Annotated in this window: 18 protein-coding genes; 10 read left to right on the forward strand and 8 right to left on the reverse strand. The window is 71.7% G+C overall.

The annotated features are described in order from the left end of the window. Positions 1 to 179: 179 nt before the first annotated feature. The 5 genes from ACIODU_RS32940 to ACIODU_RS32960 are packed head-to-tail and all read right to left on the reverse strand — an operon-like array spanning position 180 to position 5,652. On the reverse strand, positions 180 to 1,490 hold the full coding sequence (locus ACIODU_RS32940; RefSeq protein WP_401772691.1) for a DUF58 domain-containing protein: 1,311 nt from the start codon (positions 1,488 to 1,490) through the stop codon (positions 180 to 182). Between the two features lie 11 nt (positions 1,491 to 1,501). After that, complete coding sequence (locus ACIODU_RS32945) at positions 1,502 to 2,506, reverse strand: AAA family ATPase (RefSeq protein ID WP_401772694.1); 1,005 nt, start codon at positions 2,504 to 2,506, stop codon at positions 1,502 to 1,504. Beyond that, a complete protein-coding gene (locus ACIODU_RS32950; RefSeq protein WP_401772696.1) occupies positions 2,503 to 3,708 on the reverse strand; it encodes a DUF4350 domain-containing protein in 1,206 nt (401 codons plus the stop codon). The genes ACIODU_RS32945 and ACIODU_RS32950 overlap by 4 nt, the downstream gene beginning before the upstream one ends. Continuing rightward, positions 3,705 to 4,391, reverse strand: coding sequence for a DUF4129 domain-containing protein (locus tag ACIODU_RS32955; protein ID WP_401772699.1), 687 nt, complete (start codon positions 4,389 to 4,391; stop codon positions 3,705 to 3,707). Before ACIODU_RS32955 ends, ACIODU_RS32950 begins: the two co-directional genes overlap by 4 nt. 4 nt (positions 4,392 to 4,395) lie before the next feature. After that, positions 4,396 to 5,652 carry a glycerophosphoryl diester phosphodiesterase membrane domain-containing protein gene (locus ACIODU_RS32960; RefSeq protein ID WP_356432323.1) on the reverse strand — a complete coding sequence of 419 codons (1,257 nt, stop codon included), beginning with the start codon at positions 5,650 to 5,652 and terminating at the stop codon, positions 4,396 to 4,398. A gap of 194 nt (positions 5,653 to 5,846) precedes the next feature. Here ACIODU_RS32960 and mtnA point away from each other — a divergent pair, with 194 nt between their 5' ends. The 7 genes from mtnA to ACIODU_RS32995 all read left to right on the forward strand — a co-directional run bounded on the left by mtnA (position 5,847) and on the right by ACIODU_RS32995 (position 14,354). Beyond that, positions 5,847 to 6,995, forward strand: coding sequence for an S-methyl-5-thioribose-1-phosphate isomerase (gene mtnA / locus ACIODU_RS32965; protein WP_356432325.1), 1,149 nt, complete (start codon positions 5,847 to 5,849; stop codon positions 6,993 to 6,995). 16 nt (positions 6,996 to 7,011) lie between these two features. After that, a complete protein-coding gene (mtrA, locus tag ACIODU_RS32970; protein WP_003968748.1) occupies positions 7,012 to 7,689 on the forward strand; it encodes a two-component system response regulator MtrA in 678 nt (225 codons plus the stop codon). 1 nt (position 7,690) lies between these two features. Next, positions 7,691 to 9,742, forward strand: a complete 2,052-nt coding sequence (gene mtrB / locus ACIODU_RS32975) for an MtrAB system histidine kinase MtrB (RefSeq protein ID WP_401772704.1) — start codon at positions 7,691 to 7,693, stop codon at positions 9,740 to 9,742. Next, positions 9,732 to 11,585: an LpqB family beta-propeller domain-containing protein gene (locus ACIODU_RS32980; protein ID WP_356432329.1), complete on the forward strand. Its 1,854-nt coding sequence runs from the start codon at positions 9,732 to 9,734 to the stop codon at positions 11,583 to 11,585. Before mtrB ends, ACIODU_RS32980 begins: the two co-directional genes overlap by 11 nt. Positions 11,586 to 11,654: 69 nt before the next feature. Further along, positions 11,655 to 12,377, forward strand: coding sequence for a ComF family protein (locus ACIODU_RS32985; protein WP_356432331.1), 723 nt, complete (start codon positions 11,655 to 11,657; stop codon positions 12,375 to 12,377). A 315-nt stretch (positions 12,378 to 12,692) separates the two neighbouring features. Beyond that, on the forward strand, positions 12,693 to 13,382 hold the full coding sequence (hpf, locus tag ACIODU_RS32990) for a ribosome hibernation-promoting factor, HPF/YfiA family (RefSeq protein ID WP_356432333.1): 690 nt from the start codon (positions 12,693 to 12,695) through the stop codon (positions 13,380 to 13,382). 210 nt (positions 13,383 to 13,592) lie between these two features. Continuing rightward, positions 13,593 to 14,354, forward strand: coding sequence for a response regulator transcription factor (locus tag ACIODU_RS32995; protein WP_161307283.1), 762 nt, complete (start codon positions 13,593 to 13,595; stop codon positions 14,352 to 14,354). 68 nt (positions 14,355 to 14,422) lie between these two features. On the opposite strand, the gene ACIODU_RS33000 is transcribed toward ACIODU_RS32995, so the two are convergent. Continuing rightward, positions 14,423 to 15,610: a DNA glycosylase AlkZ-like family protein gene (locus ACIODU_RS33000; RefSeq protein ID WP_356432337.1), complete on the reverse strand. Its 1,188-nt coding sequence runs from the start codon at positions 15,608 to 15,610 to the stop codon at positions 14,423 to 14,425. Between the two features lie 65 nt (positions 15,611 to 15,675). Then, positions 15,676 to 16,248: a GNAT family N-acetyltransferase gene (locus tag ACIODU_RS33005; RefSeq protein WP_401772709.1), complete on the reverse strand. Its 573-nt coding sequence runs from the start codon at positions 16,246 to 16,248 to the stop codon at positions 15,676 to 15,678. A 240-nt stretch (positions 16,249 to 16,488) separates the two neighbouring features. On the opposite strand from ACIODU_RS33005, the gene secA reads away from it, so the two are divergent. Then, entirely contained in the window at positions 16,489 to 19,311 is a 2,823-nt protein-coding gene (gene secA / locus ACIODU_RS33010) for a preprotein translocase subunit SecA (protein WP_356432340.1), read from the forward strand. A 101-nt stretch (positions 19,312 to 19,412) separates the two neighbouring features. Here secA and ACIODU_RS33015 read toward each other — a convergent pair whose 3' ends face one another. Further along, positions 19,413 to 19,757, reverse strand: coding sequence for an Rv3235 family protein (locus ACIODU_RS33015; protein ID WP_327238678.1), 345 nt, complete (start codon positions 19,755 to 19,757; stop codon positions 19,413 to 19,415). A 526-nt stretch (positions 19,758 to 20,283) separates the two neighbouring features. Here ACIODU_RS33015 and ACIODU_RS33020 point away from each other — a divergent pair. Together ACIODU_RS33020 and ACIODU_RS33025 are read left to right on the forward strand one after the other, a co-directional pair. Next, the gene (locus ACIODU_RS33020; protein ID WP_401772713.1) at positions 20,284 to 20,790 is read left to right on the forward strand and encodes a DUF6912 family protein; all 507 of its coding nucleotides are present in this window, start codon (positions 20,284 to 20,286) and stop codon (positions 20,788 to 20,790) included. Positions 20,791 to 20,860: 70 nt separating this feature from the next. Then, entirely contained in the window at positions 20,861 to 21,532 is a 672-nt protein-coding gene (locus tag ACIODU_RS33025; protein ID WP_356432344.1) for an HAD hydrolase-like protein, read from the forward strand. Positions 21,533 to 21,738: the final 206 nt, after the last annotated feature.

Consider the following 21,738-nt stretch of genomic DNA (forward strand, 5'->3'; position numbering starts at 1 on the left):
AGGGGGGACCCTGTGGGAGAGTAGGACGCCGCCGAACAATCTTTGATCGTGGGAATGCCCTGTACCTTCTGGTACAGGGCATTCCTGCGTTCCGGATCAATCCGCGTCAGCGGCTCGAAGAGAAGAAAAAGGCCCCGGCATCGTCGGGGCCTTTCTTGCGTTCCAGGGCTGGCAGTGGCTCAGAGGCGGCCGGCGGCCTTGAGCGCCAGGTATGCGTCCGCCAGCGCGGGAGCGAGTTTGTCGGGCGTCGCGTCCACGACCGTGACCCCGTGGCGCTGGAGCTGTTCTGCCGTGCGGCGGCGTTGGGCCTGTGACTGGGCGCCGGCGGCAGCTTCGTACACCGCGTCCACTGTGCCCCTTCCCGCGCTCATCTTCTCGATGTACGGGTCGGAGACCGAGGCCACCAGCACGGTGTGCCGTTGGGTGAGCTGCGGGAGGACGGGGAGCAGGCCCTCTTCGATGGGGGCCGCGTCGAGGCTTGTCAGCAGCACGATCAGGGAGCGGCGTGGGGCGCTCTTCAAGATCGCCGAACCGAGGCCGCGGGCGTCTGTCTCCACCAGCTCGGGTTCGAGCGGGGCGAGGGCGTTCACGAGGGAGGGCAGGAGGTCGCCCGCGGCCCTGCCCTGGACCTGGGCGCGGACGCGGCGGTCGTACGCCAGGAGGTCCACCCGGTCCCCGGCGCGGGCGGCCAGTGCGCCCAGGAGGAGGGTAGCGTCCATGGCGGCGTCCAGGCGGGGGACGTCGCCCACCCGGCCGGCCGAGGTGCGGCCGGTGTCGAGGACGATGAGGATGTGCCGGTCCCGCTCGGGGCGCCAGGTGCGTACCGCGACAGCCGACTGGCGCGCGGTCGCCCGCCAGTCGATGGAGCGGGTGTCGTCTCCCGGCACGTAGTCGCGGAGGCTGTCGAACTCGGTGCCCTGGCCGCGGATCAGGACGCTGGTCCTGCCGTCGAGTTCACGCAGGCGGGCCAGCCGGGAGGGCAGGTGCTTGCGGCTGGTGAAGGGCGGCAGGACGCGGAGTGCCCAGGGGACCTCGTGGTTGCTCTGGCGGGCCGCCAGGCCCATCGGACCGAGCGAGCGTACGGTGACGCGCTCGGCGTGCCGGTCGCCCCGGCGGGTGGGCTGGAGGAACGTGGTGAGGCGGCGGCGTTCGCCGGCGGGGACGGTCAACTCGTGGCGGGACGCGGCCTGTTCGGCACCGGTCGGCCAGCTGCTGGGCGGCCAGGCGTCACGGAGGTGGGCGCGCAGGCGCCGGGTCGAGCGGTTGGTGACGGTCAGCTGGACTTCCGCGCTCTCGCCGAGTCGAACTGAAGTGTCACCACTTCGGGTGAATTGGAGCGATCTCACTGGCGCCGCGAGGGCGTAGTCGCACAGAATTGCGAGTGAGAGAGGCGCGTTGACGGCGAGGATCCCCGCCCAGCTGGGGGCGAGGATCCCGACGGGCAGCGTGCCCAGGGCGGCGAGGAGCGCTGTTCGTCCGGTGAGGGCCACGGGTCATCGCCTCATCGGGGGACGGGGACATGGGCGAGGATCGCGGTGATGACGGAATCGGCGGTGACGCCTTCCATTTCCGCCTCGGGCCGCAGGTGGACGCGATGACGGAGCGTGGGCAGGGCGAGAGCCTTCACGTCGTCCGGTATGACGTAGTCACGGCCGGTGAGCCAGGCCCAGGCCCGGGCGGTGGACAGCAGAGCGGTGGCGCCTCGCGGGGAGGCGCCGAGGGTGAGCGAGGGGGAATCACGCGTGGCACGGCAGATATCGACGACATAGCCCGCGATCTCGGGTGAGACGGACGTCCTGGCGACGGCGGCGCGCGCTGCTTCCAGGTCGGCCGGCCCGGCGACGGGCCGCACCCCGGCGGCCCGGAGATCGCGCGGGTCGAAGCCTTCGGCATGACGGGTCAGGACGCTGATCTCGTCGTCGCGGGAGGGCAGCGGCACGGTCAGCTTCAGGAGGAAGCGGTCGAGCTGGGCTTCGGGCAGGGGGTACGTGCCCTCGTACTCGACCGGGTTCTGTGTCGCGGCGACGAGGAACGGGTCGGGCAGCATGCGCGCCGTGCCGTCGACGGTGACCTGGCGCTCCTCCATCGCCTCCAGAAGCGACGACTGGGTCTTGGGCGGGGTGCGGTTGATCTCGTCCGCGATCAGCAGGTGGGTGAAGACGGGTCCCGGCTGGAAGGAGAACTCGGCGGTCCGGGCGTCGTAGACAAGGGAGCCGGTGACGTCGCTCGGCATCAGGTCAGGGGTGAACTGGACGCGCTTGGTGTCGAGTTCCAGTGAGGCGGCGAGTGCCCGTACGAGAAGGGTCTTCGCGACACCGGGGACTCCTTCGAGGAGTACGTGGCCGCGGCACAGGAGTGCGACGACCAGTCCGGTGATGGCGGGGTCCTGGCCGACCACCGCCTTCGCGATCTCGGTGCGCAGGGCCTCCAGGGAGGCGCGGGCCTTCGCCGCGTTCGCGGTGGGCTCCGCGGTCTCTTCTGCGGTCTCTGCGGTCGGGGCACTCATGAGGTACGTACCTCTCTTTCGAGGGCGTCGAGTTGGTCCGCCAGGCGGATGAGGGCGCTGTCGTCGGCCGGGGCCGGCCCGAAGAGCAGCGTGTGCGGGTCCAGTGCGGTGTCCGGGAGTCGGACGGAGACCGCCGGAAGCAGGATCTCGGCGAGATGGGCCCTGCCGGGGGGCACGCCGAGGAGGGGGGCGAGGCGGTCGCGGGACGCGGCGCGCAGGACGGAGGCCGCGTGGTCGCGGGCGTTCGCCTTGCGGTAGAGGCGGGCGCGGCCCTCGGTGGACTCCGAGGCGCGGACGGCGACGGGGAGCCGTTCAGCGACGAGGGGGCCGAGTCGGCGGCCGCGCCATACGGCGGCGAGCAGGGCGGCGAGGAAGAGCTGGAAGGCGCCCCAGAGCCAGCCGGAGGGGATCAGGTCGAGGAAGCCGCTCTCGCCGCCGGCCGCGCGGTCGGTGCCGGAGCCCTCGGAAGAGGTGGGATCACTGAGCGAAGGGAGGTACCAGACGAGATGAGGCCGGGAGCCGAGGAGTTGAAGGGCCAGCGACGCGTTGCCCTGCTGGTCGAGGCGCTCGTTGTAGAGGAGGTCGGGAGAGCCGAGCAGGACGGTGTCGCCGTCGTTCTGGCCGGTCAGGACGAGCAGGGTCGGTGCCCCGTTCACCGGGTAGCAGGCCTCGGCGCCGGGCGAGTCGGTGCTGTAGCGCTCGCCGCCGATGTCGACCGGGCCGGCCCGGAGGGCGGCGGGCAGGGAGCAGTCGGGTGCGCGGGCCGTGACCTCGGCGGGGGTGTGCGTGCGGACGCCGGGGGCGAGGGCGTCGGCGGAGTAGGGGCCGGCGCCGAGCAGGACGGTGCGGCCGCCGGAGGACGTCGTCGCGGCGTTCAGGGTCTCCTGCTGATAGGGGGTCAGCAGTTCGGGGGCGGCGACCAGGAGTGTGGTGTCGGGGCGGGCGGCGGCGGTGGCTTCGTCGAGGGTGGTGACGACGTCGGTGGAGACTCCGCCGTTCTTGAGGAGTTCGGCCACGGCCCGGCTGCCGAGGGCGTCGGCGGAGCGGGGGTCGAGGCGGCCGTGCTGGTCGCCGGAGCGGAGGGCGGCCATGACCGTTCCCGCCGCCAGGAGGATGACCAGGGCGAGGAGGAGTCCTCGCCCGCGGGTCCAGATCTGGCGGGGGGTGAGGGCCAGGGAGGTGGGGCTGGTGGTGAGGGTCATGTGGCCGTTCCCCCGGCGGCGTTGCTCAGCTGCGGCTTGGCCTGTTCCAGGTCGAGGTCGAGTTCCCGGATGCGCAGGTACGCCTGCTGGTCCGTGGTGCGGCCGCCGTATGTGACGTCGTCGAACTCCCGGGCGGCGGCGCGCAGTCGGTCCGCGTGGGCGGGGAGGGCGCGTCCTGCCTCGGTGGCGGCCTCGTCGGCCGTGCGGCCGGGGCGGGGGTCGAGCAGGGTCCGTTCCTCCAGGGAGCGGACGATGGCGCGCATCCGCTCCTGGACGGCCTGGTTCCAGCGTCCCGTGGCGGCGTGCGTGTCGGCGGCGGTGCGGTGTTCCGCGGCGCTGCGGGGCCGGTCGTCGAAGAGCGAGCCGGGCCGGGCGGGGGTGCGCCGGGGGGTGCCCAGCCGCCACCAGAGCGCGGCCACCAGGGCCGTGACGGCCAGCAGGATGACGACGAGGCCGAGCAGGCCGCCGGGGGCCGCGCCGGAGACGGAGGAGAGGAGGTCGCCCACCCACTCCCAGAAGCGGTTCATCGCGCGCTGGAGGAGGTTCGGGTCGTTCTCGTGGTACATCGGTTTCGACAGCTCCCGCTCCGCCGCCTCACGGGCGGGCAGGCGGGACGGGTCCACGGGACCGTCCGCCGTGCCGAGTACCGCGCGTGCTGTTGCCGAGCCCCCCGTGATCGACACCCCGTCAGCTCCCGGGGGTCTCGGTACCCGGTGCGGTGGTGCCGTTGCCCGTCAGGCCGGCGGCGCGCGCCAGTTCGAGGTCGAGAGCTTCGCGGCGGATGCGCTGGTCGACGTAGAGGAGCACGGTCACCCCCGCGGAGATCGGGTAGGTGATCGAGGAGGAGATGACCGCGCCGACGCCGGTGATGATCAGGTAGGTCCAGCCGTACTCGGGGCTGGAGCCGGAGACGAGACCGTCGATGCCGGCGCCGTCCGCGGCCAGGGCGATGATCGCGAACGGGATGGAGACGATCATCGCGACGAGGAACGTCAGCAGCAGGGTCAGCGACTGGATGCCGAAGATCCGCCACCAGGAGCCCTTGACGAGCTTGGCGGAGCGGCGCAGCGACGCGGCGACACCCTGGCGTTCGAGCATCAGGGCCGGGGAGGCGAGGGCGAAGCGGACCATCAGCCACGAGATGACGACCAGCGCGGCCAGTCCGCCCAGGATGGCGAGGAGGACGCCGGCGGTGGAGCCCACCAGGATGCCGGGGGCCACGCCGATGCCCATGATCACGACGGCGGCCAGGGGCAACAGCAAGGTCAGTCCGAGCAGTTGCATGAGCCGGGGGCGGGCCTCCTGCCACGCTTCGGAGAGGGTGACGGGGCGTCCGAGGATGGAGCGGCTGACGACCATCGTCAGGACGGCGGTGGTGAAGAGGGTGCCGAGCAGGGTGATGACCATCGTGGGGGCCAGGGAGAACACGCTGTCCCGGAGGGAGTCGCCGGCTTGGCGGAGTGCTTCGGAGGGGGTTGCCTCCGGGTCGACCTGCTGGGGTTCGGGGACCAGGTAGCGGACGACGAGTATGTCGCAGATCTGCGTGACGACGGCGACGGCGAGGGTGAAGCCCAGCACTGTGCGCCAGTGGGCGCGCAGGGTGGACACCGCGCCGTCGAGGATCTCGCCGACACCGAGCGGGCGCAGCGGGATCACGCCGGGCTTGGCGGCGGGCGGGCGGCCCCACGCGGGACCCGGGCCGCCGCCCTGGCCGGGCGCGCCCCAGCCGGAACCCCAGCCGGGGTTGGGGCCGGGCACGGTGGGCCCGGGTTGGCCGGGGGGCGGGGCGCTGGGCGGGGACCACTGGCCGGCGGGCGGCTGGGTCTTGGACCACTTGGCGGAAGTACCGGTGTCGTCGGCGGGTTCGGCCGGCCGCGGAACGGAAGCGTCCTGGCCGTCGGACGGGGCGGATCCGGGCGAGGCCCAGCCCGGAGTGTCGTTCACGGTCGTCCACCTCGTGGCTTGGTTGTGGGGCCGGCTCGGCGAGCCGGCGCTTCGAAGGTGCCTGTCCGCGGTACGGGACGGCGGGCTGGCAGCCATCGTGCCACGCGTTGCCCGTCGGTGGACCTGGGGTTGTATCTCCTTCTCACCTCGATTCCTGCCTTCATGTTGGGTGGTGGAGCGGGCAGACTGGGCGGATGGCTGATCAGTACGTACCAACCCCGGCCGGCCCGGAGCCGTCCATGCTTTCGTCGATCCGCTGGGACGAGCCGCCGGAGGGCCCGGTACTGGTCCTTCTCGACCAGACGAGACTTCCGGTGGAGGAGGCCGAGCTGGTCTGCACGGACGTGCCCGCGCTGGTGCGGGCGATCCGGACGCTGGCGGTGCGCGGGGCGCCGCTCCTGGGGATCGCGGGTGCCTACGGTGTGGCGCTGGCCGCGGTGCGGGGTTTCGACGTGGAGGACGCGGCGGAGATCCTGGCGCAGGCGCGGCCCACCGCGGTGAACCTCGGGTACGGGGTGCGGCGGGCCCGGGACGCGTACCGGGCGGCGGCCGACGGGGGCGCCGATCTGGAGGGGGCGGCCGCGGCGGCGCTCGCCGAGGCCAGGCTGCTGCACCGGGAGGATGCCGAGGCCAGCGCGCAGATGGCGCGTTTTGGGCTTACGCTCCTCGATGAGTTGCTGCCAGGTGGCAATCACCGGATCCTGACCCACTGCAACACCGGGGCGCTCGTCTCCGGCGGGGAGGGCACGGCGTTCGCCGTGGCGCTGTCGGCCCACCGGGCCGGCCGGTTGCGGCGGCTGTGGGTGGACGAGACGCGTCCGCTGTTGCAGGGTTCCCGGCTGACGGCGTACGAGGCGGCGCGCAGCGGGATGGCGTACACCTTGCTGACGGACAACGCCGCCGGTTCGCTCTTCGCCGCGGGTGAGGTCGACGCCGTCCTCATCGGCGCGGACCGGATCGCGGCCGACGGTTCGGTGGCGAACAAGATCGGGAGCTATCCGCTCGCGGTGCTGGCGGCATATCACCATGTGCCGTTCGTGGTGGTCGCCCCGACCACGACGATCGACCTCGGTACCCCGGACGGGGCGTCGATCGAGGTGGAGCTGCGACCGGGGCAGGAAGTGACGGAGCTCACGGCGCCGCAGACGGCGGTGGCGGGAGTGGAGGCGGGGAGTGGGATGCCGGTGGCGCCGCTGGGAACGCAGGCGTACAACCCGGCGTTCGACATCACGCCCCCAGAACTGGTGACGGCGCTCGTCACCGAATACGGCGCGCTGTCCCCGGTGACCGGGGACGGAATCGCGGAGCTGTGTGCCAGGTCACGCCGGGTAACGATTAGATAAATGGGATGATGTCGATATGAAGGGACGCGTCCTTGTCGTCGATGACGACACCGCACTGGCCGAGATGCTCGGGATTGTGCTGCGTGGTGAAGGGTTCGAACCGTCGTTCGTAGCGGACGGTGACAAGGCGCTGGCCGCCTTCCGTGAGGCCAAGCCGGATCTGGTGCTGCTGGATCTCATGCTGCCCGGCCGGGACGGGATCGAGGTGTGCCGGCTGATCAGGGCCGAGTCCGGGGTGCCGATCGTGATGCTCACCGCCAAGAGCGACACGGTCGACGTGGTGGTCGGGCTGGAGTCGGGGGCCGACGACTACATCGTCAAGCCGTTCAAGCCCAAGGAGCTGGTGGCCCGTATCAGGGCGCGGCTGCGGCGCTCCGAGGAGCCCGCGCCGGAGCAGCTGACCATCGGCGATCTGGTGATCGACGTGGCGGGTCACTCGGTGAAGCGGGAGGGGCAGTCGATCGCCCTGACGCCGCTCGAGTTCGATCTGCTGGTCGCGCTGGCCCGTAAGCCGTGGCAGGTGTTCACGCGTGAGGTCCTCCTGGAGCAGGTGTGGGGGTACCGGCACGCGGCCGACACCCGGTTGGTGAACGTGCACGTCCAGCGGCTGCGCTCCAAGGTCGAGAAGGACCCGGAGCGCCCGGAGATCGTGGTGACCGTCCGGGGCGTCGGTTACAAGGCAGGACCGAGCTGACATGACCGGCGGCAGCGCTGCTCCGAAGCCCGGGGAGCCGGGAGTCCGTGCGGGGCGGGCTGCCGGCCCCGGGCGTGCGTTCGCGCGCTTCGGCCGGCTGTTCCGGGACGGCAGGCTGCTCCAGGACGGCTCGCCGGGCGGCCCTGTGCTGCGGTTGCTGGTGAGGTGGGTGCGGCGTCCGCTGCTGCCCGCCGTACGGCTCTGGCGGCGCAACATCCAGCTGCGGGTGGTCGCGGCCACGCTGCTGATGTCGCTCGGCGTGGTGCTGCTGCTCGGGTTCGTGGTCATCGGGCAGATGCGCAACGGCCTGCTCGAAGCCAAGGAGAAGGCGGCGCAGAGCCAGGCCGCCGGTGGTTTCACGGTGGCCAAGGAGATCGCCGACGCGCCGTCGGCGCCCGGCAAGCAGGGTGCCGACGGTTCCGGCGGCGTCCAGGGGAAGAACTCGGTGAACTGGCGGACCGAGCTGGTCGAGCAGCTGGCCAGCGGCGGTCCCGGGGCGTTCAACGTGGTGGCGCTGAGCGCCGACTCGCAGGACGACGCGGTGTCCACCAGCCGCGCGCCGCGCGCGTCGAACGGCGTGGACTTCACCAGCATCCCCGCGGACCTGCGCGACGCGGTGGCCCGGGGCACCGAGCCCTTCCAGGTGTACGCGCAGATCAGGTACACCGACGCCACGGAGGCGCGGGCGCCCGAGCCGGGGCTGGTGATCGGCAAGCGGCTGAACGACCCCGACGGCAAGGCGTACGAGCTGTACTACCTCTTCCCGCTGACGCAGGAGGAGCAGTCGCTGAACCTGGTCAAGGGCACGCTCGCCACCGCCGGGCTGTTCGTGATCGTGCTGCTCGGGGCCATCGCCTGGCTGGTGGTGCGCCAGGTGGTCACACCGGTGCGGATGGCCGCGGGGATCGCCGAGCGGCTCTCCACCGGCCGGCTCCAGGAGCGGATGAAGGTCACCGGCGAGGACGACATCGCCCGGCTCGGTGAGGCCTTCAACAAGATGGCGCAGAACCTCCAGCTCAAGATCCAGCAGCTGGAGGAGCTGTCCCGCATGCAGCGGCGCTTTGTCTCCGACGTGTCGCACGAGCTGCGGACGCCGCTGACGACCGTACGGATGGCCGCCGACGTCATCCACGACGCGCGCGCCGACTTCGATCCGGTGACGGCCCGCTCGGCGGAGCTGCTCGGGGACCAGCTGGACCGCTTCGAGTCGCTGCTCTCGGACCTGCTGGAGATCAGCCGCTTCGACGCGGGGGCCGCCGCGCTGGAGGCGGAGCCGATAGACCTGCGGGAGGTTGTGCGCCGGGTCATCGGCGGGGCGGCTCCGCTGGCCGAGCACAAGGGCAGCAGGATCCGGGTCCTCGGGGACGCGCAGCCCGTCGTGGCCGAGGCCGACGCCCGCCGCGTCGAGCGGGTGCTGCGGAACCTGCTGGTCAACGCGGTCGAGCACGGCGAGGGCAAGGACGTGATCGTGCGCATGGCGGTGGCCGGCGGCGCCGTCGCGGTCGCGGTGCGCGACTACGGGGTGGGGCTCAAGCCCGGCGAGGCGACGCGGGTGTTCAACCGTTTCTGGCGGGCCGACCCGGCCCGTGCCCGTACCACCGGCGGCACCGGGCTGGGGCTGTCGATCGCCGTCGAGGACGCGCGGCTGCACGGCGGCTGGTTGCAGGCCTGGGGCGAGCCGGGCGGCGGATCGCAGTTCCGGCTGACGCTGCCGCGTACGGCGGACGAGTCGCTGCGCGGCTCGCCGATACCGCTGGAGCCCGAGGACTCGCGGCGCAACCGTGAGCGGGCCGCCGCCGAGCAGCGCAGCGAACAGGCGCAGCGGCTGATGAGTGTGCCGTCGCAGCCGCGCGGCGACCGTTCCGCGCTGCCCGTACCGCCCCATCTGGCGGCGCCGCCGCCCACGGGGGCGGCGGTCGATCCGACGGCCCTGCCGGGCAGCGGGGCGCGGGTGGTGGCGCGGCCGGCGGGCGAGCGTCCGGCCGACGGCGCCGGTGACGGCGACGATCCACTGCGCAAGGCTTCGGAGCGGGAGGACACACGTGGGCGCTGACCGCGGCCGTCAGGGCCGGGGAGGTGCGGTGAGGGTGCCCGTGGTGCTGGGGACCGCCGCTCTGCTGCTGGCGGGATGTGCGTCGATCCCGGACAGCGGGGACGTGGAGCCGGTGAAGGCGTCCCCGCGCGGGGGCGAGTCGCAGGTGCGCGTGTACGCGGTGCCGCCGCGCGCGAAGGCCGCTCCCGACGAGATCGTGGACGGCTTCCTGGAGGCCATGACCAGTGACGATCCCGACTTCGCGATGGCCAGGAAGTACCTGACGGACCAGCGGTCGAAGGCCTGGCAGCCGGAGGCCGGTACGACGGTCCTGCGGGACGCGCCCGCGGCGGCGGCGCCCAAGCAGCCGGACGGCGCGGAGCCGTCGGGGAAGACGTTCCAGCTGTACGGCGACCAGATCGCCGACGTGGACTCCTCGCACTCGTACGAGCAGGTCGCGCCGGTCCCGTACACGGGCACGATCCATCTGGTGCAGCAGAACGTCGGCTCCGAGGGCAAGGAGTGGCGGATCGACGACCTGCCGCAGGGCCTGGTGCTCGGGGAGTCGGACTTCCAGCGGAACTACCGCTCGGTGAACAAGTACTACTTCGCCTCGGGGGAGAGCTGGCTGGTGGCCGATCCGGTCTACATCCGGCAGCGAATAGACCCCACGACGCGGATGGACCCGGTCACGCAGGCGGTCAAGGCGCTGCTGGACGGGCCGACGAACTGGTTGAAGCCGGTGGTGGATTCGCCGTTCCCGACCGGTACGGCGTTGCGCAAGGGCACCCGGACGCTGGAGTTCGACGACCGGAACGGGCTGAAGGTGCCGTTGAACGACAAGGCGGCCAGGGTGGGTCCCGACCAGTGCCGGAAGATGGCGGCGCAACTGCTCTTCACGCTGCGGGACCTGACGTCGACGCCGGTGGGGCGGGTCGAGCTGCTGGCGAACGGTTCCTCGCTGTGTGTCCTGGACGGCGACCAGGCGGACGAGTTCGCCCCGGACCACAGCGCGGGCCGGGCCGACACGCCGTACTTCGTCGACCAGGAGGGGCGGCTGTCGCTGCTCGCGTCCGGCGGCGACGGTTCTTCCGAACAGAGCCGGGTCAGGGGGCCGTTCGGCGACGGCACGGTGAAGCTCGACTCGGTCGCGGTGGCCAGGGACGAGCGGCGGGCGGCGGCGGTCACCAACGGTTCCAAGTCGCTCTACGTGGCGCCCGTGATGGCGGCGGGCGAGCTGGGGCAGCCGCTGGTGACCAGTCAGGGCGTCGGTGCCAAGGACCGGTTGTCCGCGCCGAGCTGGGACGGGCACGGCGACCTGTGGGTCGCGGACCGCGACCCCGCCAAGCCGCGGCTGCTCCGGCTGGCGGACGGCGCGGGGACCCCGCGGGAGGTCACGGTCGACGGTCTCGGCGGCGCGCGGGTGGAGGCGCTGCGGGTGTCGGCCGACGGAGTGCGGATCGCGCTGCTGCTGTCCAAGGACGGGCGGACCACCCTCCAGATCGGCCGGGTGGAGCGGCACGGCTCCGGCGCCGACACGCAGGTGTCCGTGGTGGAACTCCAGGCGGCGGCCCCGCAGATGGACACGGTCACCGCCGTGTCGTGGGCGGGTCCCAGCCGGCTGGTGGTGGTCGGCAAGGAGGCCGGCGGGGTCCAGCAGGTGCGCTACCTCCAGACCGACGGGTCGACGTCGGCGGCGAGCGTGCTGCCCGGGCTGAACCAGGTGACGGCGATCGCGGCGGCGGACGACGAGCAGCAGCCGCTGGTCGCCGATTCCGAGGACGCCGGGATCGTACGGCTGCCCACCGGGGCGAACTGGCAGACGGTCGTGCCGGCCGGTTCCTCGCCCGTCTACCCGGGCTGAGCGGACTTTGCCCGATCTGGTTGTCCACAGGGGTGGCCGGGTGCCTCCGGCGTTGGCACAGTGAGTGCCATGCGGGGGTGGTGGCGGGAGATCACCGGCCTGGTGCTTCCGGTCGCCTGTGGCGGCTGCGGCAGCCCCAGGACTCCGCTGTGCGAGGACTGCCGGCGGGCGCTGTACGGGATGTGGCCGTGCCGGGTCAGGCCGGTGCCGGAGCCGCCCGGACTGCCTGCGGTGCACGCCGCGGCGCCGTACGAGGACGCGGTACGGGCGGTGCTGCTGGCGCACAAGGAGCGCGGCGCGCTCGGGCTGGCCGGTCCGCTGGGCAGGGCGCTGGCGGGCGCCGTACAGGCCGCTGTGCCGCCCGGTACGGGCGTGGGGCCGCTGCTGCTCGTCCCGGTGCCGTCGTCCCGGCGCGCGGTCGGTGCGCGGGGGCACGACGCCACGCGGCGTACGGCGCTGGCCGCCGCGGCCGAGCTGCGGCGGGCGGGCCGCTCCGCCCGGGTGCTGCCGGTGCTGCGGCAGCGGCGCGCGGTCGCCGACCAGGCGGCCCTGGGCGCCCCTCAGAGGCTGGCGAACCTGTCCGGAGCCCTGGAGGTCGCGGTCGGCGGCGCGCGGCTGCTGGAGGGCGGCAGGGTGGTGCTGGTGGACGATCTCATGACCACGGGCGCCTCGCTGGTCGAGGCGGCGCGGGCGGTGCGGGCCGGCACCCGGCCAGGCATCCCGGGATACGCGCAGGTGAGCGCGGCGGTGGTGGCCGCGCCGCCGCTGTCCTTCGAAATAAACCGGAACTGAAGCCGATCTTGCATCCTTCCTGGTGGACGGGGAAGGGAATCACCTGAACGGAGCTACATGCCGGTAGCGGGTGCCGACACCCGTCCGGGCGAGCTATGTTCGGTTGTGAGGAATGGTGGAAGCCGTGACTCACTGAATGCACTGGTCTGCTACGGCGTTTTTCAGCACCTCGGAAATTCGGGGGAGTGGGGAGCATGCCGTCGGGGGAGGAGGAGGTGAAAGTCGCCAAGTCCGAGGCTCCGGTGACTACTGGGGTCTGGTGCAACAGGGAGTAACTCCGCAACGAGGCGGAGTGATCCGGGAACGGAGTTCTGCGTGGACATCGTCGTCAAGGGCCGCAAAACAGAGGTGCCCGAGCGGTTCCGGAAGCACGTGGCCGAGAAGCTGAAGTTGGAGAGAATCCAGCAGCTCGACGGCAAGGTCATCAGCCTGGACGTCGAGGTCTCGAAGGAGCACAACCCGCGTCAGGCCAACACATGCGACCGGGTGGAGATCACGCTCCACTCCCGCGGGCCCGTCATCAGGGCGGAGGCGGCGGCCGCAGACCCGTACGCGGCCCTGGACCTCGCCACCACGAAGCTGGAGGCGCGGCTGCGCAAGCAGCACGAGAAGCGGCACAACCGCCGCGGGACCGGGCGGCTTTCGGCGGCCGAGGTCGCCGACGTCGTTCCCGGGGTGGCCCGGTTGAACGCGAACGGAGCGACGGTCGCCGACGAGGTACGTGCCGCCGTGCCCACCACCAGGATCGGTTCGCTGGAGGTGCAGGGCGAAGGCCCCCTGGTGGTCAGGGAGAAGAACCACGTGGCCGCACCCATGTCGCTCGACCAGGCGCTCTACGAGATGGAGCTGGTCGGCCACGACTTCTATCTGTTCATCGACTCCGACACCAAGGAACCGAGCGTCGTCTACCGGCGCCACGCGTACGACTACGGGGTCATCCACCTCCAGACGGACCCGTTGGCCGAGTCGCGGGCCGGCGACGCCGGCGGGGCGCTGGGTGGCTGAGACCGAACGGTCGGGATCCGGCTGAGACATGCCCCCCGGTGGTGCCCTTGAGGACTCCGTGAGCCCTCAGGGGCACCATCGTGTGGCGGCGGCGTCACCGTTCCGGGGCCCGGGCATGAAATCATGGCGTCGCAAGCCAACAGGTGGTCTGCGAACTGCGGTTGGCCGGCACTCATGAACTTCGGGCCATGGCCCTCAGGGGGAGGAACGATGGCGGACAGCTTCGGGCCGGTGCACCACACGGACGACGCCGGCCACAGGGTCGGGGGTCCGGGGTCGGACGCCGACACGGACCGGGGCGGGTCACGCAAGGAGCCGATCAGGGTCCTCGTGGTGGACGACCACGCGCTCTTCCGCCGGGGCCTGGAGATCGTCCTCGCCCAGGAGGAGGACATCCAGGTCATCGGGGAGGCCGGCGACGGCGCGGAGGCCGTCGACAAGGCGGCCGACCTGCTGCCGGACATCGTGCTGATGGACGTACGGATGCCCAAGCGCGGCGGAATCGAGGCCTGCACCTCCATCAAAGAGGTGGCACCCAGTGCCAAAATCATCATGCTGACGATCAGCGACGAGGAGGCCGACCTCTACGACGCCATCAAGGCGGGCGCCACCGGTTATCTCCTCAAGGAGATCTCCACCGACGAGGTGGCCACCGCCATTCGCGCGGTGGCCGACGGGCAGTCCCAGATCAGCCCTTCCATGGCGTCCAAGCTGCTGACCGAGTTCAAATCGATGATTCAGCGCTCCGACGAACGAAGACTCGTTCCCGCGCCGCGTCTCACCGAGCGGGAGCTGGAAGTCCTCAAACTCGTCGCCACGGGAATGAACAACCGTGATATCGCCAAGGAGTTGTTCATCTCCGAGAACACCGTGAAGAACCACGTCCGCAACATTCTGGAGAAGCTGCAACTGCACTCCAGGATGGAGGCCGTGGTCTACGCGATGCGGGAGAAGATCCTCGAAATCCGCTGAGTTCGCTGAGTCGACTTGGTCCGCTGAATCTGCTGGATCCGCCGGCGGCCGGTGCGCGCGCCGGCGCGTCAGAGCGTGGTGAGCGCCGCCGCCAGGGCGCCGCGCAGTTCCGGCGCGTCGACCCGCTCCACCCGTACGTCCGAGCAGCCGACCCACTCCGCCGCCTCGCGCAGCGCCAGGGCCATCGGGAGCACGGCCTTCGGGGTGTCCAGGGAGACGTGCTTGGCGACGAGCGTCTGCCCCTCGCGCGCCGGGTCGACGCGGCCCAGCAGCCGGCCGCCGGACAGCAGCGGCATCGCGAAGTAGCCGTAGACCCGCTTGGGCTTGGGGACGTACGCCTCCAGGCGGTGGGTGAAGCCGAAGATCCGCTCGGTGCGCGCCCGCTCCCAGATCAGGGAGTCGAACGGGGACAACAGGGTCGTACGGTGCCGGCCCTTCGGCGGGCTCGCCAGCGCCTCCGGGTCGGCCCAGGCGGGCTTCGCCCAGCCCTGGACCGTCACCGGGACCAGGCCCGAGTCCGCGATCACGCTGTCGACCTGTTCGCCCTTGAGCCGGTGGTAGTCCGCGAGGTCCGCGCGGGTGCCGACGCCCAGCGAGCGGCCCGCGAGCCGGACCAGCCGGCGAAGGCACTCGGTGTCGTCCAGGTCGTCGTGGAGGAGATGATCGGGGACGGCGCGCTCCGCCAGGTCGTACACCCGCTTCCAGCTCCGGCGGCCCGTGCAGACCACCTCGCCGTGCATCAGCGCCCGCTCGACGGCGACCTTGGCCTCGGACCAGTCCCACCAGGGGCCGCCGTTCTTGGCGCCGCCCAGCTCCGTGGCGGTCAGGGGGCCCTCCGCGCGCAGCTGCTTGATCACCGCTTCGTACGCGCCGTCCGCCAGCTCGTGGTACCAGTTCGGGCGGGCCCGGTAGGCGCGCCGGCGGAACGCGAAGTGCGGCCACTCCTCGATCGGGAGGATGCAGGCCGCGTGCGACCAGTACTCGAAGGCGTGCGGCGCCGCGTCCGTGCCCGGGGGCGTCCAGTACGCCTCCTCGACGGTCCTGCGGCCCACCGCGCCCAGGCGCGCGTACGGGATCAGCTCGTGCGAGCGGGCCAGCACCGAGATCGTGTCCAGCTGGACGGCCCCGAGGTGGCGCAGCACACCCCGGACCCCGCCCCGGCGGTCCGGGGCGCCGAGGAACCCCTGGGCGCGCAGCGCGATACGGCGGGCCTCGTCGGCGGACAGCTCGGCGGCGGGGGGCGGCACAGTCGTCATGTCCGCACGATAGACGGCGGCACTGACAGCGGACCGCCCGCAGGGGAACGCCCGCGGGAGCCGGCTCAGGACCGGGCGGGCAGGTACGGGTGGGCGCCCGGCAGGCCGACGTCGGACGGGAGCACCGCGCCGATCCAGCAGTCACGCAGCGTGCCCTTGTTGAGCAGCCCCGCCCGCAGCGTGCCCTCCATCACAAAACCCGACTTCTCGGCCACCGCGCGGGAGCCGGCGTTGCCCACCTCGGCGCGCCACTCCAGCCGTATCGCGCCCAGCGTCGTGAAGGCGAACCTGGTCAGCGCGGTCACGGCCTCCGTCATGTAGCCGTGGCCCCGGTGCTCCTTCGCCGTCCAGTAGCCGATCTCCCAGGTCCCGGCCCTGGGGTGGTGCAGCGAGACGGCGGCCACCAGCGGCCCGTTGCCGCCCCGCCGCACGGCGAAGGTGTACTCGGTGTCGTCGCGCCAGCCGTCCGGGACCAGCCGTCCCACGAACTGTTCGGCGTGATGGCGCGCGTACGGCGAGGGGATCGTCGTCCAGCGCCGGATCTCGGGGTCCTGGCAGGCCTCGAAGACGGCGTCCGTGTCGTCCGCCGTGAAGGTGCTCAGGGTCAGGCGCTCGGTCGTGAGGGTGAGGGGCTCCATGTACGGATTCTGGTGATCGCCGGCCCGTGGCGCGAGCACTTTTCGTGTCTCACCGGCACCTTCCACGCGTCCCGCGCGTTCTCATGGCGGGTGACAGCAGGCCTGCGTGAGAGCGGCCCTCCCGGCGCAGGCGGGTCCTCGCTTACGATGGCCGATGCGGTGGGGCCCGCCTGCCGTGCCCGCGCCCGTGTTCCTATACGACCCACGTGCCAGGCCCGACCGGCAAGGAGACCAGCCTCAGTGTCCGTCTTCAACAAGCTCATGCGTGCAGGCGAAGGCAAGATCCTGCGCAAACTGCACCGCATCGCGGACCAGGTCAACTCCATCGAAGAGGACTTCGAGAGCCTCTCCGACGCCGAGTTGCGGGCGCTCACCGACGAGTACAAAGAGCGCTACGCCGACGGTGAGAGCCTGGACGACCTGCTTCCCGAGGCCTTCGCGACCGTCCGCGAGGCGGCCAGGCGTGTCCTCGGCCAGCGTCCGTACGACGTCCAGCTGATGGGTGGCGCCGCGCTGCACCTCGGTTACGTCGCCGAGATGAAGACCGGTGAGGGCAAGACCCTCGTCGGCACGCTGCCCGCGTATCTGAACGCGCTGTCCGGGAAGGGCGTCCACCTGATCACGGTGAACGACTACCTGGCCGAGCGCGACTCCGAGATGATGGGCCGCGTCCACAAGTTCCTGGGCCTCACCATCGGCTGCATCCTGGCCAACATGACGCCCGCGCAGCGCCGCGAGCAGTACGCGTGCGACATCACGTACGGCACGAACAACGAGTTCGGCTTCGACTACCTGCGCGACAACATGGCGTGGTCCCAGGAAGAGCTGGTCCAGCGCGGTCACAACTACGCGATCGTCGACGAGGTCGACTCGATCCTCGTGGACGAGGCCCGTACGCCGCTGATCATCTCCGGCCCCGCCGACCAGGCCACCAAGTGGTACGGGGACTTCGCCAAGCTCGTCACCCGCCTCGCCAAGGGGGAGGCCGGCAACTCCCTCAAGGGCATCGAGGAGACCGGCGACTACGAGGTCGACGAGAAGAAGCGCACGGTCGCCATCCACGAGCCCGGGGTCGCGAAGGTCGAGGACTGGCTGGGCATCGACAACCTGTACGAGTCGGTGAACACCCCGCTCGTCGGTTACCTGAACAACGCGATCAAGGCCAAGGAACTCTTCAAGAAGGACAAGGACTACGTCGTCATCGACGGCGAAGTCATGATCGTCGACGAGCACACCGGCCGTATCCTCGCCGGCCGCCGCTACAACGAGGGCATGCACCAGGCGATCGAGGCGAAGGAAGGGGTGGACATCAAGGACGAGAACCAGACCCTGGCGACCATCACCCTCCAGAACTTCTTCCGCCTCTACGGCAAGCTCTCCGGCATGACCGGTACGGCCATGACCGAGGCCGCCGAGTTCCACCAGATCTACAAGCTGGGCGTCGTGCCGATCCCGACGAACCGGCCGATGGTCCGCGTGGACCAGTCCGACCTGATCTACCGCACCGAGGTCGCCAAGTTCGCGGCGGTCGTGGACGACATCGCGGAGAAGCACGAGAAGGGGCAGCCGATCCTGGTCGGCACCACCTCGGTCGAGAAGTCCGAGTACCTCTCGCAGCAGCTCAGCAAGCGCGGCGTGCAGCACGAGGTGCTCAACGCCAAGCAGCACGACCGGGAGGCGACGATCGTCGCCCAGGCGGGCCGCAAGGGCGCGGTCACGGTCGCCACGAACATGGCCGGCCGTGGTACGGACATCAAGCTCGGCGGCAACCCCGACGACCTCGCGGAGGCGGAGCTGCGCCAGCGCGGCCTGGACCCCGTCGAGCACGTCGAGGAGTGGGCCGCGGCCCTGCCCGCCGCGCTGGAGAAGGCCGAGAAGGCCGTCCAGGCCGAGTTCGAGGAGGTCAAGGACCTCGGCGGGCTGTACGTGCTCGGCACCGAGCGGCACGAGTCGCGCCGTATCGACAACCAGCTGCGCGGCCGGTCCGGGCGTCAGGGCGACCCGGGCGAGTCCCGCTTCTACCTGTCGCTGGGCGACGACCTGATGCGGCTGTTCAAGGCGCAGATGGTCGAGCGCGTCATGTCGATGGCGAACGTCCCCGACGAGGTCCCCATCGAGAACAAGATGGTGACGCGCGCGATCGCCTCGGCGCAGTCGCAGGTCGAGCAGCAGAACTTCGAGACGCGGAAGAACGTCCTCAAGTACGACGAGGTCCTCAACCGGCAGCGTGAGGTCATCTACGGCGAGCGCCGCCGCGTCCTGGAGGGTGAGGACCTGCACGAGCAGGTGCGGCACTTCATGGACGACACGATCGACGCGTACATCCAGGCGGAGACCGTCGAGGGCTTCGCCGAGGAGTGGGACCTGGACCGGCTGTGGGGCGCCTTCAAGCAGCTCTACCCGGTGAAGGTCACCGTCGAGGAGCTGGAGGAGGCGGCCGGCGACCGGGCGGGGATCACCGCCGAGTTCATCGCGGAGTCCATCAAGGACGACATCCACGACCAGTACGAGGACCGGGAGAACCAGCTCGGCTCCGACATCATGCGGGAGCTGGAGCGGCGCGTCGTGCTGTCCGTCCTGGACCGCAAGTGGCGTGAGCACCTCTACGAGATGGACTACCTCCAGGAGGGCATCGGCCTGCGGGCGATGGCCCAGAAGGACCCGCTGGTCGAGTACCAGCGCGAGGGCTTCGACATGTTCAACGCCATGATGGAGGGCATCAAGGAGGAGTCCGTCGGCTACCTGTTCAACCTGGAGGTCCAGGTCGAGCAGCAGGTCGAGGAGGTCCCGGTGCAGGACGCGGCGGAGCGTACGTCGCTCGCCAAGGACGCCAAGGTGCCCGCCACGCGTCCCGAGATCCGCGCCAAGGGCCTGGACGCCCCGCAGCGGCCGGACCGGCTGCACTTCTCCGCTCCCACGGTGGACGGCGAGGGCGGTGTCGTCGAGGGCGACTTCCAGAACGCGGACGGGCCGACGCGCTCCACGTCGGACGGGCTGACGCGCGCGGAGCGCCGCAAGGCGCAGAAGGGCGGCACGCAGGGCGGGCGCCGTCGCAAGAAGTAGGCCCTGACGAGGCCCCGAGGGGCCACGACGGACGAACCGGGCCGGGGCGCACACAGGCGGTGCGCGCCCCGGCCCGGTCCCGTGTCCGGCTCATGCCCGGCTCAGGTCCGGTCGCCGCCCAGCTCGACCGCCGCGCACCGCCAGCGCAGGTCGGTGCCCCGCTCCAGCCGGAAGGCGAGGGCCCGTACCTGTGCGCCGGCGGCGATGCTGGCGGACGCCTCCAGGACGCCGGGGCGCGGCTCGAAGCTCCGGCAGGTACGGACGACGGGGTGCACGCCCCGCGCGCGCAGCGGAGTGCCGGGCGCGAGGCGTACGAGCTGCTCGTACGCCGGTCCGACGGTCTGGCCGAGCATCCAGTGGACGGGCCGCCGGCCGCTGAGGACGGCGAGCAGGCGTTCCGCGAACAGCTCGTGGGGCGGGACGTGGCGGCGGCGCTGGGGCCCCACGGTGCCGGGCCTGCGCTGGTCCCGCCGACCGGGCGGCCTGCCCGGGCCGCCGGCCCTCGTCCCGCCGGTCGCCGAGGCGGCTCCCCTGGTTCCGCTGACTCCGGCGGCCCACGTGCCGCCGGTCCCTTCCGCCGTGCCTGCCGTGCCCTGCGTACCCGCGCTCCGGCCTGTGCCCGGTGTACCCGCGGCCCCGCCCGTGCCCGTGGCCGCCGTGCCGGTCTCCGTCGTGGTTTCTGTCGTGGTCACGCAGATCGCCCCCGTTCTGCCCGTCCGGTTTCGAATACCGGGCGGTAACTTGTGATGGGGATCTTCTACGGGCCCGGGGAGACCGTGGCAAGAGCCGTCCGTGGCCGTGCCGCCCGGCCGCGATGTCACCTATCCGGGTGACGGGCGGTCCGTACGGCCCCAGTGGAGGCGGGGAGGACGGTTCCCGGGTGGACGCCGGGAGACCTCGTACGCGTCACCCCCACGAGGGATTCCCGCACGTATCCTTAAGCGCTCACCCGACTAGGAAAGCGGTCAGCCCATGCGCGTCTATGTCCCCTCGACCCTCCCCGGTCTCGCGGAGGCGCACAAGACGGGCGAGCTGGGCCCCGGGCCGCTGACGGCCTACGCGGTGACCCCCGGGCTGCGCGAGTGGTACGTCTCCGACGACATCGAGGAGCTGGAGTACGCGGCCCTCAACCGGGCCGCCGCCGCCTCCCTGCGCCTCCTCGCCGCGGACCCGGCCGCCGCGCGCCGCCGGGTGGTCGTCGCCGTCGACGTCCCCGACCGGGAAGCCGTCGCCGACCCGGACCGCGGCCTGGACTCCGTGGGGCTCGGCGAGGTGCGGATCGCCGCGGCCGTGCCGCTCACCGGGGCCGCCGCCGTCCACGTCGACGCGGACGACGCGGACGCCGACGTCTCGGCCGCCGCCGCCGCGCTGGGCGCCGCGGATCACGGCGACGACGACGCGCAGTTCGTGGTGGACGGCGCCGAGGACCACGAACTGCTCTGGTACGGCGTCCAGGAGATCGACCACCTCATCGGCTGAGCGGGGCGCCGGGACCCGTACGGCCCGTGGCCACTGCACCGATGTCGGTGCCGGGCGGTACGGTTTTGCCATGGGGAAGCAGAACACGCATCTGGTCTGGGACTGGAACGGCACACTCCTCGACGACATCCAGGCCGTCATCGGGGCGACGAACGCCGCCTTCGGCGAGATCGGGCTGGAGCCGATCACCCTGGCGCGCTACCGCGAGCTGTACTGCGTGCCCGTGCCGGTCTTCTACGAGCGGCTGATGGGCCGGCTGCCCACGGACGCCGAATGGACCGTCATGGACGCGGCCTTCCACCGGCACTACACGGAGCGGCGCGTCGGCTGCGCGCTGACGGCCGGCGTGGAGGAACTGCTCGCGGGGTGGACGCGGGCGGGCCGGAGTCAGTCGCTGCTGAGCATGTACGGCCACGAGGAGCTGGTCCCCGTGGTGCGGGGGTACGGGATCGAGAGCCATTTCGTACGGGTCGACGGGCGTACGGGGCCCTCCGGGGGGAGCAAGGCGCTGCACATGGAGCGCCATCTGGTCGCCCTCGCCTCGGTCGGCGCGATATCGCCCGGGCGCACGGTGGTCATCGGCGACGCGGTGGACGACGCGGTGGCGGCGGCGCATGTGGGGGCGCGGGCGGTGCTGTACACGGGCGGGTCGCACAGCAGGACGAGTCTGGTGGTGGCGGGGGTGCCGGTGGTGGACTCCCTGGAGGAGGCGGTGGCGGTGGCGCAGGATCTGGTGGGGTGAGGTCGGGTCGCCGACGTCTGCCCGGTGGGCGGTGCGGGTTACCGATGTCCTCAATCGCCGGACGGGCTTGTTTGCCCGTTGGGCGGTGCGGCTCACTGATGTCCTCAAACGCCGGACGGGCTTGGTGTGGCCGGAGTGTCAAAGTTCACCTTGCGCTTTTGTACACATGCGGCTCATGACGGCGGGCAGGTGGAGGGCGATAGCCT

The sequence above is a fragment of the Streptomyces sp. NPDC088261 genome, assembly GCF_044740805.1.
Classification (GTDB): Bacteria; Actinomycetota; Actinomycetes; order Streptomycetales; family Streptomycetaceae; genus Streptomyces.

Bases quoted from the DNA above. Each gene is read 5' to 3' on its own strand.
- mtnA (WP_356432325.1), top strand. From the start codon at position 5,847: ATGGCTGATCAGTACGTACCAACCCCGGCCGGCCCGGAGCCGTCCATG.
- ACIODU_RS32995 (WP_161307283.1), top strand. From the start codon at position 13,593: ATGGCGGACAGCTTCGGGCCGGTGCACCACACGGACGACGCCGGCCAC.
- ACIODU_RS32945 (WP_401772694.1), bottom strand. From the start codon at position 2,506: ATGAGTGCCCCGACCGCAGAGACCGCAGAAGAGACCGCGGAGCCCACC.
- mtrB (WP_401772704.1), top strand. From the start codon at position 7,691: ATGACCGGCGGCAGCGCTGCTCCGAAGCCCGGGGAGCCGGGAGTCCGT.
- ACIODU_RS33005 (WP_401772709.1), bottom strand. From the start codon at position 16,248: ATGGAGCCCCTCACCCTCACGACCGAGCGCCTGACCCTGAGCACCTTC.
- ACIODU_RS33000 (WP_356432337.1), bottom strand. From the start codon at position 15,610: ATGACGACTGTGCCGCCCCCCGCCGCCGAGCTGTCCGCCGACGAGGCC.
- ACIODU_RS33025 (WP_356432344.1), top strand. From the start codon at position 20,861: ATGGGGAAGCAGAACACGCATCTGGTCTGGGACTGGAACGGCACACTC.
- mtrA (WP_003968748.1), top strand. From the start codon at position 7,012: ATGAAGGGACGCGTCCTTGTCGTCGATGACGACACCGCACTGGCCGAG.
- ACIODU_RS32950 (WP_401772696.1), bottom strand. From the start codon at position 3,708: ATGACCCTCACCACCAGCCCCACCTCCCTGGCCCTCACCCCCCGCCAG.
- ACIODU_RS33020 (WP_401772713.1), top strand. From the start codon at position 20,284: ATGCGCGTCTATGTCCCCTCGACCCTCCCCGGTCTCGCGGAGGCGCAC.
- ACIODU_RS32985 (WP_356432331.1), top strand. From the start codon at position 11,655: ATGCGGGGGTGGTGGCGGGAGATCACCGGCCTGGTGCTTCCGGTCGCC.